This is a genomic window from Pseudomonadota bacterium (assembly GCA_018823285.1).
Lineage (GTDB): Bacteria > Desulfobacterota > Desulfobulbia > Desulfobulbales > JAGXFP01 > JAHJIQ01.
Window position 1 is genome coordinate 96,957 of record JAHJIQ010000007.1, and the last position, 12,796, is coordinate 109,752.

At 52.8% G+C, this 12,796-nt stretch carries 10 protein-coding genes, 2 tRNA genes, 1 other RNA gene and 1 pseudogene; 5 read left to right on the plus strand and 9 right to left on the minus strand.

Going from position 1 to position 12,796, the window contains the following annotated elements:
* Position 1: 1 nt before the first annotated feature.
* The 7 genes and pseudogenes from KKG35_02380 to KKG35_02410 all read right to left on the minus strand — a co-directional run bounded on the left by KKG35_02380 (position 2) and on the right by KKG35_02410 (position 4,876).
* Positions 2–271 (minus strand): type II toxin-antitoxin system Phd/YefM family antitoxin, encoded by a 270-nt coding sequence (locus tag KKG35_02380; protein MBU1736965.1) that lies wholly within the window; start codon positions 269–271, stop codon positions 2–4.
* Between the two features lie 153 nt (positions 272–424).
* Positions 425–687 (minus strand): annotated as a pseudogene (locus KKG35_02385) (hypothetical protein).
* A 245-nt stretch (positions 688–932) separates the two neighbouring features.
* Positions 933–1,017, minus strand: a tRNA-Leu gene (locus KKG35_02390).
* A gap of 37 nt (positions 1,018–1,054) precedes the next feature.
* Positions 1,055–1,441, minus strand: coding sequence for a preprotein translocase subunit SecG (secG, locus tag KKG35_02395; GenBank protein ID MBU1736966.1), 387 nt, complete (start codon positions 1,439–1,441; stop codon positions 1,055–1,057).
* Positions 1,442–1,498: 57 nt separating this feature from the next.
* The gene (gene tpiA, locus KKG35_02400) at positions 1,499–2,254 is read right to left on the minus strand and encodes a triose-phosphate isomerase (protein ID MBU1736967.1); all 756 of its coding nucleotides are present in this window, start codon (positions 2,252–2,254) and stop codon (positions 1,499–1,501) included.
* 91 nt (positions 2,255–2,345) lie between these two features.
* Positions 2,346–3,530 carry a phosphoglycerate kinase gene (locus KKG35_02405; protein MBU1736968.1) on the minus strand — a complete coding sequence of 395 codons (1,185 nt, stop codon included), beginning with the start codon at positions 3,528–3,530 and terminating at the stop codon, positions 2,346–2,348.
* A gap of 137 nt (positions 3,531–3,667) precedes the next feature.
* Complete coding sequence (locus KKG35_02410) at positions 3,668–4,876, minus strand: glyceraldehyde-3-phosphate dehydrogenase (protein ID MBU1736969.1); 1,209 nt, start codon at positions 4,874–4,876, stop codon at positions 3,668–3,670.
* Positions 4,877–5,213: 337 nt separating this feature from the next.
* Between KKG35_02410 and KKG35_02415 the strand changes: the two genes are divergently transcribed.
* From KKG35_02415 to ispD, 5 genes are all read left to right on the plus strand, one after another.
* A tRNA-Ile gene (locus KKG35_02415) sits at positions 5,214–5,290 on the plus strand.
* A 374-nt stretch (positions 5,291–5,664) separates the two neighbouring features.
* The gene (locus tag KKG35_02420; protein ID MBU1736970.1) at positions 5,665–6,501 is read left to right on the plus strand and encodes a Nif3-like dinuclear metal center hexameric protein; all 837 of its coding nucleotides are present in this window, start codon (positions 5,665–5,667) and stop codon (positions 6,499–6,501) included.
* A 50-nt stretch (positions 6,502–6,551) separates the two neighbouring features.
* Positions 6,552–7,268, plus strand: a complete 717-nt coding sequence (locus KKG35_02425) for a hypothetical protein (protein ID MBU1736971.1) — start codon at positions 6,552–6,554, stop codon at positions 7,266–7,268.
* A 95-nt stretch (positions 7,269–7,363) separates the two neighbouring features.
* Positions 7,364–7,717: RNase P RNA component class A (rnpB, locus tag KKG35_02430), an RNA gene on the plus strand.
* A gap of 10 nt (positions 7,718–7,727) precedes the next feature.
* Positions 7,728–8,921: a 2-C-methyl-D-erythritol 4-phosphate cytidylyltransferase gene (ispD, locus tag KKG35_02435; GenBank protein MBU1736972.1), complete on the plus strand. Its 1,194-nt coding sequence runs from the start codon at positions 7,728–7,730 to the stop codon at positions 8,919–8,921.
* A 78-nt stretch (positions 8,922–8,999) separates the two neighbouring features.
* On the opposite strand, the gene KKG35_02440 is transcribed toward ispD, so the two are convergent.
* Both KKG35_02440 and KKG35_02445 read right to left on the minus strand, forming a co-directional pair.
* Positions 9,000–11,609, minus strand: coding sequence for a PAS domain S-box protein (locus KKG35_02440; GenBank protein MBU1736973.1), 2,610 nt, complete (start codon positions 11,607–11,609; stop codon positions 9,000–9,002).
* A 1-nt stretch (position 11,610) separates the two neighbouring features.
* Positions 11,611–12,753 carry an ABC transporter substrate-binding protein gene (locus KKG35_02445; protein MBU1736974.1) on the minus strand — a complete coding sequence of 381 codons (1,143 nt, stop codon included), beginning with the start codon at positions 12,751–12,753 and terminating at the stop codon, positions 11,611–11,613.
* Between the last annotated feature and the right edge of the window lie 43 nt (positions 12,754–12,796).

Genomic DNA, 12,796 nt, shown 5'->3' on the forward strand with positions numbered 1-12,796 from the left:
ATCAGATGATGGCCAATCGTTTCTTGACTTCGGTCAGGTTGAATTCCCGCCCTTCCTCCAGATCGGCCATCCCCTTGACTACAGCCTTCATGAAGGACTGCTCTTCGACTCCGGCTTCATAATCCACCAAAGATTGGACCACGGCAACTCCCCGGCCTCGGTTGGTCAGGACCACCGGGCGATGGGCCTCCTGGACCTGTCTGACTATTTTGCCGGGATTAACCTTGAGATCACTGATCGGAACTATATCCTCGGAAAACTTGGTATTCATGGCACACTCCCTTAAAAGAAATCGTCTGTAGTACCATGTATAGCACCTGTTAAGAGACCAGTCAAGTGAACATCTGAACTGAAATGTCCGGGGTCAGTTTACTTAACTATTTCCTTTGATGGGCGAGTCAACATATCTTGAAGATAAAAACTATCAACCTGCTGATTTGATCGGGATGATCTTGGCCCCAGCTTTCAATGCTTCCAGATAGTCGGCCCACCATTGCATTAACTCGCGACGTTGTTCCAGGTACTCGCTGCGGTGATAAGCCGCCCGCACCTTGGTTCTCTCTTCATGGTCCGGGCCTTTTCGATTACATCCCCGCTAAACCCACTCTCATTGGCAATGGTGCTGAAGGTGGCCCTGAAGCCGTGAACGGTCGCCCTGGAATGATAGTCCAAGACGATAGAGGGCATAGAGCAGGGTGCTTTCCGACAGTTGTTTTGACTGGTTCTTGATGCCGGAGAAAACAAGGCCTTCCTGGCCAAACAAAGTGCCAATCTGTTTTATTATGGTTCTTTGTTGCTTGCACTCTATTTTGGACCCTGTTTTTTGTGGAAGAAAATGAGCTGTATTGAACGCTATTAGACAACAAAAAACCCGCAAACCATTTCTGGCTGCGGGTTTCGTGGTCTTTTTAAGTCATCCCTGGACTATTAATTGGTGCCGAAGGCCGGAATCGAACCGGCACGGGTCTCCCCGCTGCCCCCTCAAGACAGTGTGTCTACCAGTTCCACCACTTCGGCAACAAAACTGTAAACTTCTTAACTTGTGCTGTAAAAACTACTTTTCCTGACCCGGGAAGGTGGCCGGGGCCTGATCGGCCTGTCCTGCTTCCTCGCTGGGCATCGGAACTTTTACCGGGCCGCTTTCGAGGGGTGCCTCGACCGGGGCCGGCGCGCTGATTGGTGCGGAAACGCTTTCCATCACAGATCCACTTCCCCGGTGGGCCGAGAAATAGGCCAAACCGATGGAAGTCATCATGAAGATGATGGCCGCCATGGTCGTCACCTTGTTCAAAAGCGGCACCGGTCCTTCGGTTCCGAAGACGGTGTTGCCGCCTCCGCCGAAAGTGGCTCCGATGTCGGCTCCCTTACCGTGCTGCAGGAGCACGATGACAATCAGGAACAGACAGACAAGCACATGGATGAAAGTGATTATGGTCGTCATGATTTTTTATACCTTATAATAAACAATGCCCTCCATAACGGAAGGCCTGATCGAGACTTAGCAAAAATTGATGATACGGGCGAAGGACTCGGCTTTCAATGCTGCCCCCCCGACCAGGGCGCCGTCAACATCCTCCTGAGCCATCAAGCTGTCCACATTCTCAGGATTAACCGAGCCACCATACAATATTCTGGTTTGGCTAGCAATATTTTTCTCGAACATGGAAGCGAGCAGATTCCGCAGGAAAGAATGTACTTCCTGGACCTGTTCGGTAGAGGCTGTTTTGCCGGTGCCGATGGCCCAGACCGGTTCGTAGGCAATAATCAACGCTGAAGGATCGGTGAAGCTGATGTCAGCAAGACCTTCACGCATCTGTGTCTCCAGAACCTTCATGGTCAGGCCGGCTTCCCTTTCCGGGAGTTGTTCGCCGATGCAGAATACCGGGGTCAGGTTATGCTCCATGGCCCCGGAGATCCTTCTGTTGACCAGGCTGTTGGATTCACCGAAAATGTGCCTGCGTTCGGAGTGACCAACAATTGCCATGCTGCAGCCGACATCCTGCAGCATCGGCGGGGATATCTCGCCGGTAAAGGCCCCGTGGTCCGCCCAGCAGACATTCTGGGCGGCAAGGAGCACGTTGGAGTCGTAGACGATGTCGGCAACTGCGGCCAGGGTGGTGAAAGGCGGGGCGATCATGATCTCACGGTCCTGGACTGCGGAGGCCGCGCGGACAACCTCCTGCGCAAGATGCTCCGCTTCGGCGATGGTGGTGTTCATTTTCCAGTTACCGGCTATCAGGGGTGTTCTGGTCATGATCCTCTCCCGGGGATTATTGTTGTCCAGGTAAAAAAGTCAGATCCTGTCATGTTCTGTCTGTGCAAACAGGGTCAGGATTGTATGGCAATTATCGATTCTCTTCCAGGGCGACTACGCCGGGGAGCCTTTTGCCCTCCATCAGCATCAGGAAAGCGCCGCCGCCGGTTGAAATATAGGAGATATTGTTCGACTCTCCGGCTTTGTGCACAGCAACGTCGGTGTCTCCCCCCCCGACGATGGTCAGGGCATGGGAAGAGGCGACCCGTTGAACCATGGCCATGGTGCCGCGGGAAAAAGCATCCATTTCAAAGGCACCCATGGGACCGTTCCAGATAATGGTTTTAGCGTCTTCCAGCGCTTCCGCAAAAAGGGTGGTGGTGGCCGGACCGATGTCCAGGATCATCCATTCACTCGGCACTTCCTGGGAGGTGGTCTGTTTGGTTTCGGCACGCGGGTCAAACTTGTCGGCGGTAATGCAATCTACCGGCAGGTAAAGCTTGACCCCCTTTTTGGCCGCTTTCTTGACGAGGTCTTTGGCGGTGTCGAGAAGATCGTCTTCAACCTTGGAGCGACCCACATTGAAGCCCAGGCTTTTCAGAAAGGTATTGGCCATGGCCCCGCCGATGATCATTTTATCGACCCGGTCCATCATGTTGGTCAGGGCGCCAAGCTTGCTGGAAACCTTCGCCCCGCCGACTATTGCCACCAGAGGTCGCATCGGGTTGCTCACCGAGCGGTGGAAATAATCCATTTCTTTCTGGAGCAGAAAGCCAGCTCCGCAAGCGGAAACGAATTTCGGAACGCCGACCACCGATGCGTGGGCCCGATGGGCCACGGCAAAGGCATCATTGATATAGATATCGGCAAGGGCTGCCAGTTTTTTTGAGAAGGCTTCATCATTCTGCTGCTCTTCAGCATGGAAGCGCAAGTTTTCGAGCATGATGATCTGCCCCGGTTTCATTGCTTCGATCATGCGGACGACTTCGTCACCGATACAGTCCGGCGCAAGCTTGACTTCCTTGCCTACCAGTCGCGACAACCGTTTGGCCGCCGGGGCCATGGAGAATTGATCAACCCGTTCTCCCTTGGGACGCCCCATGTGGGACATGATGATGATCTTCGCGTCTTCATCAAGGGCGTAATTGATGGTCGGCAGGACCCCGCGGATCCGGATGTCGTCCGTGATGTTGCCCTGCTCATCAAGGGGGACGTTAAAGTCGACCCGGATGAGAAGTTTCTTGTTTCGGACATCAAGGTCTCTGATGTTCTTCAATTGAGCACTCCAACTGTTATTTTTTTCAGGACAAGTTGCAGTCTGTTCTTTTTACAGGATGCGGAGAGGTTCGTGCACCATCGGTCAGATCAGTATAATATTTCTTCCAGAGGCCTGTCATTACAAAATATGGGCCGTTATACCATCTGCTCGGCAATGGAGACGGTTCGGTCTCCGAGCATGTTGGTGTAGCTGCCAAGTTCGTTATCATACCATCCATAGATGACCGCCTGGGTGACCGGCACCTCAAGAATCCCTTTGGCCTCGCAACCCATCCCCAGTTTATCAAGGTTGACCCGGATGTTGGCGGTCCGGGTGTGGGTTTCCGTCCCTTCAATGATGGTTGCGGCGAAAGGCATGCCGATAATGTCTGCCGAAACATTTTGCTCGGAGGAATAATCGAGATAAGGCGAGGTGGCGGCAAAATCCCGGTAGATGTTGTTTATCCGGTCTCTTTTGATTGGATTGTCAGGCTCGTCCTGAATGTTTAAGACCAGAACGATCAGCGACCCGGTTGAGGTCGGGATCCGGACTGATTCAGCGATAAAACCGATGGATTTCATTTCCGGAATCACCAGGGCGAGGGCTTTGGCGGCGCCGGTGGTGGTCAGAATAATATTGTTGAGGATCGAGCGGTTCTTCCTTAAATCGGTTGCGCCTGCACCGGGCAATCGATCAAGAACCTGCTGGCTGCCGGTTGCGGCATGAACGGTAACCATGGAGGCGCTCAGGAAATTTTCGGCGCCCAACTGATCGAGCAGGGGTTTGATCATGTATGACAGGCAGGTTGTGGTGCATGAGGCGGCAGAAATCAGGCAGTGTTTGCCTGGAATGTAATCTTCCTCATTAATCCCCATGACGGTGGTGACTGCGTCATCGGGCATCGCCATTCCTTTGGCCTTGATCTTGAATGGCGCCGACAGGATAGCTTTTTCCGCGCCGGCCTGGAGATGTCCGCGGAATGCGCCTCTTTCACTGCCGGGATCCGCCGTGGGGTCGTTGAATACTCCGGTGGTGTCAACAACCAGGCGGACATCGTTTTCTTTCCATTTGATGTCCTTGGGGTTTCTGGCTTCACGGAGAATTGTGACCGGTATGCCGTTGACGACCATGGTGCCCGCTTCTTCATTTAATTCCTCAATGACGCGGGTTGCCCGGTAACCGTGAAGATAATTCTCAAGCCGGCCATAGGAGCTGTCGCGTTCGATGGAGGCGGCGATATCGGCGAGTCCTGTACCGACCGGCCTCCCAAGATTTACAACCAGAGATGAAAAGTGTTTGCGGCCGACATGATGCCATAATGAGAGTTTGCCGATCCTGCCGAGTCCGTTGATGCCTAATTTCATTGAACCATTTCTCCTTATATAATTAGGGGGGGCTGATGGTTTTGGGCAAAGCTATCTGTCGTGTTCTTTGGGATTAGACAGCTGGTATCGTTACCTCAGTTGGTGCTGATTTCGAACCGGTAATATAAGTAAGGAGCCCGATTGAGGCAAGTAAAACTTGGTGGTTATTTTGCCGATGGTTGATTCAATGCTTTGTGTTTTCAATGTTTTCAGAGGAGTGGCGGAGGCTCTGAATGTCCATGCGGCGGGTGGTTCAAGGCGGGCCTGTGCGATGGGAAAAATTGAGTTGACAATCATGCGGTCTCGGATATAATCATCGGTTTCTTTTATGGGAAATGGGCCTATAGCTCAGTTGGCTAGAGCCACCGGCTCATAACCGGTCGGTCCCTGGTTCGAGTCCAGGTAGGCCCACCAGTTAAAGTGTTTTGAGGTTCCGTTACAGGCTGTACAGCAGGTATTAATCAGGCCGACCGAAATCGGCTTCACCGCGTCTCCGGGCGCCGGTATAAGGCATGATGAAAGAGTGCCCTCGCACGTTGACCACAGAAAGAATTTTTATAAGATTGAAAAAAATAATCCGGCCCTCTGGGGTAAAGGGGCTGGACCCCGCCGGAAAAGAAAAGGTGCAGACGCCAAGGCGATGCGCCTTTTTTTATTGTCCCCTGCAGAACAGACTGGTGACTTCTGTTGCCGGGTCTGTCGCTGAGAGTGGGGTAGGCTATTTACAGCGTCCGGGCTGGTATTCGGTCTTTTGATCGGGCGGGCCGTAACATCTGCCACAAGGAATTATGCCGAAACAAGCTGTTGTTCTGAAAGATCTGCTGTGCCTGCTTGAAGAAATTGCCGCTTCAGACCTTGCCGAGCCATGGGATAATGTCGGTCTCATGGTCGGTGATCCGAATCAGATTGTCTCGGGTGTTCTGGTTGCCCTGGACCCGACGGAAGATGTTCTCGTCGAGGCGGTAAACCTGGGATGCAACGTTCTGCTGACGCACCATCCCCTGATATTCAAACCCATGAAGGCTCTGGTTCTCGACACCTACCCCGGCCGTCTTCTCGCAAAGGCGGTGACTGATGGGATTGCCGTTGTCGGATGTCATACGAATCTCGACAAGACCGCCGGCGGGGTGAACGATGCGCTGGCGAAGGCAATCGGTCTTTCCGATTGCGGGGGTCTGGAAGTGGATAATGATGAGAACCCGGGAGCTGGTTTCGGTCGGATCGGCAGGCTTTCTCCTGCGCGTTCGTTTGATGCGTTTTCTTCCGGGCTTATGAAAGCGCTTGATTTGCCGGTATTACGAATTGCCGGGCCGAAACCGTTGCAGGTGGAGTGGGTCGCCGTTTGTGGCGGCAGTGGTTCGGATCTGGCTGAAAAGGCTTGCGCAGCCGGCGCCCAGGTTTATGTCACCGGTGAAGTGAAACACAGTACTGCGAGATGGGCCGAGGATGCCGGATTTTGTGTCATCGATGCGGGCCATTACAGCACTGAAAATATGGTGGTGCCTGCGCTTGCCTCGCTTGTCAGAAGCAGGATGCAGGAAAAGGGGGTTGAAATCAACGTGAAGGAAACCGGAATTCAGACCAGCCCTTTCCGGGTCGTATTTCGGGATCAGGGAACCGTGTGATCAATCAATTAATTGTTTTTATTATATAATTCACTTTAAGGGAGCTACAATTGAAAGACGAAATCATGAACCTGAAAGAACTCCAGGATGTTGATCTGGAGATCAGCAAAATCAATGAGGAGATTGGCACCGGCACCGCTGTCCTTGATAAGCAGAAGAGTGAAATCGAAAAACTCAAGGTGGCGATTGACGGGTTCGCAGATAAGCTTCAAATCGGAGAATCCAGGCGCCGTGAAGTTGAAGCGGAAGTTGAAGATGCCCAGGCAATGATCAAGGACCGGCAGAATAAGCTGATGAATGTCCAGACCAATCGTGAGTATCAGAGTATTCTTAAAGAGATCGAAGATGCCAAGAATGCGAATCGGCAGCGTGAAGATGAGCTGGTTCGCCTCCTGGAACAGGCCGAGCATTATGATAAGAAAAACCAGGAGAGCACCGCCTTGTGTGCCGAGATGGAAGCAAGGCTCGCTGACGAAACCGCCAAGCATGAGGCGGCTGCCGCCAAGCTGGCAAGTCGGATGGAGAAAATATTGAAAACCCGCATTGCCAAGGCCAAGAAGGTTCAGGATCAGAAAATCCTCAACAAGTATGAACTGATCAAGGCCAAGCGGGATGGTCTGGCGATGGTGGGGGCCAGTAACGGGGTCTGTCATGGCTGCTACATGAATGTACCGCCCCAGCTGTATAATGATCTTCTTCGTGAGGACCAGCTCCACTCCTGTCCGACCTGTAACAGACTCCTGTATTTCGTTGCGGCCGGCGAATAAGAATTTTCTACCGTAAAGGAGTAGCCGGGGAACCCGGTTATTTCAGTATTTTTTTTAAAACTTCAGCTGGTGATGTGACGGATTTCAGGTTTGACCGGAGTGGGTGCATGATCGCTCCGCTTTAAGCGGGGAGGAAAGTCCGAACTCCACAGGGCAGGGTGGTTCGTAACACGAACGCCGGGTGACCGGCGGAAAGTGCCACAGAAAATATACCGCCCCGGCATGCCGGGGTAAGGGTGAAATGGTGAGGTAAGAGCTCACCGCTCTCATGGTGACATGCGAGGCATGGTAAACCCCACCCGGAGCAAGACCAAATAGGGGAACGCTGCAGGGCTGCCCGCCCGAAGTTCCCGGGTAGGTTGCTAGAGGTGCCGGGTGACCGGTATCCCAGAGAAATGATCATGGCCCGGCAACGGGTACAGAATTCGGCTTATAGTCCACTCCGGTCTTTTTGTTAATATGTCAGCCAACGTAACCGCAATCATTCCTGCCGGTGGTACCGGTCGGCGCATGGGCCAGTCTGTTCCCAAACAGTTTCTGGTGGTCGCCGGTCTGCCCGTTATGGTCCACACGGTAACCGCCTTACAGAATTCCCCCTCGGTTCGTTCCATAATCCTCGTTGTTCCGGGCGAATACCTTGATGAAACCGTCAAGCTGGTCGCTGACTATCGGTTGTCCGGGGTTACAAAAATCGTCGTGGGGGGGCAGACCCGCCAGGATTCGGTCAGGGCAGGCATGGATGTTCTCCCCGACGGAACCGAGTATATCCTGGTTCATGATTGTGCACGACCGCTGATTGACGTCGCATTAATTGAGCGCTGCATTGACGCCGCAAGGGATTCCGGAGCGGCTATAGCTGCAGTACCGGCAGGTGATACCTTGAAAGAGGTTGCTGCCGGTGGCTGGATATCAGCCACCGTTGATCGGGAAAAGATCTGGTATGCCCAGACGCCTCAAGTGGCGGAAGTCGGTCTTCTCAGGCGTGCTTATTCAGTTGCCGAAGGAGAGGCTTTTACCGGAACCGATGAGGCGGCACTTCTTGAACGGATAGGCATTGAGGTTGCGGTGGTCCCGGGATCGTCCGCAAATCTGAAAATAACCTGTCCGGAGGATCTGCTGCTGGCAGAGGGTCTGATGGCCGGGAGGAATGGAGGAAAAGTTGTGGGTGAAATGAGGGTGGGTCAAGGCTTTGATGCCCACCGGCTGGTCGAAGGCAGGAGGCTCGTTTTAGGTGGCGTTGTCATCGACTACGAAAAAGGACTTCTGGGTCACTCGGATGCGGACGTGCTGGTCCACGCCCTCATGGACGCTCTTCTCGGGGCGGCCGGGCTGGGTGATATCGGCCGCCATTTCCCGGATTCGGATCCCGGGTTCAAGGGTATTTCAAGTATCGATCTGTTGCATCGGGTTATGGCGCTTCTTCTCGCGCAAAATCAGGTCATGGTGAACTGTGATCTGACAGTGATTGCCCAGGAGCCAAAAATTTTTCCTTACCTTGATGAGATGCGCGAAAATATCAGTCGGGCATGTCGTGTGGTTCCAGGGGTTGTGAATATCAAGGCCACAACCACCGAAAAAATGGGTTTTGCCGGACGCGGAGAAGGGATGGCCGCCCAGGCGGTCGTCATGATTCAAAGACGCCTTTACCGGTAACTGTGTTTGGCCAATTTTGCTTGATGTTGCAGGAGACACAGAGGTAAGGGTTCCACCTTTTTCTGAAATCATTCCAGATCAGGGTTTATTCAGCAACTCTTTGATTGCTTCGGTGATCTGATGGATATCGAAGGGCTTGGTGATGAACTTTCCGATTCCGTAACCGCCCGCTTTTGCCTCGTCTATCAGGTCGCTGAATCCTGTAAACATGATGATCGGCAGGTTGGGTCTGCACCCGGCTGTTTTTCCCGCCAGTTCAGCTCCGTTCAGGTTCGGCATGGTCATGTCGGTGAGGAGGATATCCGCAGGATTCTTATCGTCTCGCAGAAATGCCAGGGCCTCTTCCGGTTTGTTGAATGCCGTGACTGTATAGCCCATGCTGGTGAGAGACCTTCGTACAAAGTCGGTAATCGCCTTCTCATCATCAACCACCACCACATGTCCGCTCCCGGGATGATATGAAGGACTTGCGGTTTGTTCAGGACTGCAGTCTTCTCCGGCAAGCACCGGCAGCAAGATGGTAAAGGTGGCACCGGACCCGGGCGAACTTTCAACCTCGGTATGTCCTTCATGGGAGAGCACGATCCCGTGGACCACCGACAGCCCCATTCCGGTCCCTTCTCCTTGTGGCTTGGTCGTGAAAAACGGTTCGAATATCTTGTCCCTGATTGTCGGGTCTATGCCGCTGCCGGTGTCGCTGACCGTCAGTTTGAGATGGTCTTGTGTCCGCAGAGAGTGTCCCTGTTCATTGCGAATCTCCGAGGCATCGACCCTGGAGAGGGAGACTGTGAGAATGCCGCCTGTTTCCCGCATCGCTTGGTAGGCGTTGGTACACAGGTTCATAATCAACTGATGGATTTTCGTCGGATCAGCCAGCACCAGGCCGCAATCCTGATGGATCTCTTCCCTGATTTCGATCGTAGTTGGAATGGAGGCTCGCAGCATCTTTAAAGACTCCCTGACCAGCGGGACCATGTTGATCGGCTTTTTAACGGATTCATCCTTTCTGCTGAAGGCGAGGATTTGTTTGACCAGTTCTTTTGCCCGATGAGCGGCTTTCAGGATCTCATCCAGATTACTGCATATTTCGGGCGACGGTTTGCTGGTAAACAGGGTCAGTTCCGTGTAGCCGATGATTGCAGTCAGAATATTGTTGAAGTCATGGGCGATTCCACCGGCCAGGGTGCCGATGGCCTCCATCTTCTGGGCATGGAGGATGTGCTCTTCAAACTGTCTTTTCTGTTCCTCGGCCTCAAAACGGGAAGAGATATCGTTGCCGATGGAACTTGCCTCGGTCATCATGCCATTCTGGTCATAATGAATATTGATGGTCCAGAGCAGGTGGTGGATTTCGCCGTCTTTCCCGATCTGCCGGTTTTCATAGGCAACACTCTTACGACGTTCCCGTTTCCATTTTTCGAAGGCCATTCTGGTGCGGTTGCGATCGTCAGGGTGGATATATTCAAAGGCTGACCTGCCGAGAAGGTCTTCAAGGGACAAGCCGTAAAGCTTTTGTGCAGCGGGGTTTACAAAGGTGAATTTCCCATTGCGGTCCACACGGGTGATCAGGTTGTCGGTCGCGGTGATGACTTCGCGAAATTTCTGTTCGCTCTCGATCAGAAGTTGCTCCCGGAAATTGATCGCACTGGCCATTTGACTGATACTGAAACTGAGTTCCCGAACCTCTTCGTATTCAGTGCTGGGAAGAAAAAATTTGTAATCACCTCCGGCGATGGTCGTGGTGTGCCGGGTCAGTTCGGCCAGAGGCCTGGAAAGCTGTCTTGCCTTGTACATGGAAAAGAGGAAGGCCATGATGACTGAGACCAGGATTCCTGCGCCGAGAAGAAGAAGTGTCCGGTATACGGGCTGGTAGGCCTCCTTCAATGGCTGCGAAACAAGGACCACCCAGCCGGCGGTGGGAATGATTCTGGTTGCGCCGATACTTTTGATATCGTTGAGTGTGAAACGGTCGGCCCGCTCCCGCCCTGAAAGGGCCTGGGCAACAAGATCAATGTTGCTCAGCATGACCTGTCGGGCGACAATTTCAGGATCCGGGTGGATGATGATTGCCCCATGATTATCAATTACCGTAGTGGTTATATTCCCTCCCGGGGCCAAGCCGTTAATGATCCCGGCCAGGTGAACGATATTGATGTCTGCTACAAGAATGGAGTTTTCCAGAGGAATGCAGGCGCTGATGTTCATTTTGCCGCTGATCATTGACATGAAAGTCTCGGACCATTGCGGCTTTCTGCTGGTAAAGGCTTTCTGGATAAATTGCTTGTGGGCGAGATTAATGCCGGTGTAATCATCCCGGTAGGCTTCTTTGCCGTCGTGGAGTCCGATGCTTTTGACGGAGAAGTTCTGATCAAGGAGGTAGATGGCATCGAACAGATCAGAGTTTTTGACATGAGAGTCGAGAATAAACTGGGATGATACATGGTCCGACACTGCGGGGTTCTTCAGCATGGTGCCGATATTTGCGAGAATGGTCAGGGGTTTGGCCAGGAAAACCTCGATCTGACTGCTTACCCCCATGGCCAGAATTCTGTTTTTGGCGGATATTTCATTCAGGGTGGTCACAAACAGGTGGTTGATAATAACCATGGCGACCAGGGCGATAGGAATAAGCGTCGCTGAGGCAAAGGAGAAAAAAAGCGAGTTCTGCAGATTCCGTGCTTTTTTCAACCTATTGCTCCAGTTTTATGAATTGACCGTTTTCTACAGTGGACATGAATGAGGAGCGGTTGCCGTCACCAAAACCATCGATTGCAACCTGTCCCTGGAGGGTTTTAAAGGTTGAGACCCGGAGGATATAATCCTTGAGAGATTCGCTCTTGTTTTTCTCAGAAAGGCCCTGCATCAGGATTCTGGCAACATCGTAACTGTTGATGGCTGCAAATCCCGGATTACTCTGGAAGCGCTCTGTAAAATCCCGGTGAAACTTGAGGTAATGAAGATTGGTATTCTGGCGATCGAAAAATTGGGAAACCGTTACTCCTTCCACCGCCCTGCCGCCCATTTCGATCAATTTTTCAGTGGCCGCCCAGGCAGACAGGGTGATCGGAATCTGCCAGCCGAGTTTGCGAGCCTGCTGGCAGAGGATGGCCGCGTCGAGAGAGCTTGCACAGATCACCAGCCCTCGCGCCTTATCGGACCTCGCATTTTCGATTACTTTCTGAAAATGCACGTCCGGTCCGGAGATGTACGTCTCCGTATGCAGGACACTGCCTCCTCCGGTTTCAAATACCTGACGGAAGTCGTTCACCCAGCTTTCGGTGTAGGACTTGTTTTTCAGGTCATAAACAATGACTACTGATCTGTCGGTCATTGTTTCAAGCAGGTGCCGCGCAACTTTAGCCGCATAAGTTCTGGTCGGCGCGCAGATGCGCAGGAAATTGTCTTCAAGACCGGTCAGTTCGTTGGTGGTGACGGTCGGGCTCATCATCAGGATGTTGTGCCTGCTGATGATTGCTTGGGTATCCATGGCCATGGAACTTGTCATCGGGCCGATAATCGCAACGACATTCTGGTCGATCAGAGATTGGACCGCTTTTACCGCCTCGTCCTTGTCCTGTTTGTCATCAACCACGATCAGGCTGATCGGGCGGCCGTTAATCCCCCCGGCACGGTTCTGCTCTTCAATGGCAAGCTGGACACCGTTGCGACCGTTGATCCCGAGGTCGGCGATACGCCCTGACAGACCTGCCACGAAGCCGATCCTGATCGGTTTGTTTTCCGAACAGCCTTGCAGGACGAGGAGAAGGGTCACCGCAATGAAGAGCTGGAAAGGACGCGTTTTTCGTGATCCACAATCCGGAATGGGTGCCATTATTCATCCCCTGAAAATGTTGGCGGGTTACTCTGAATAAAAT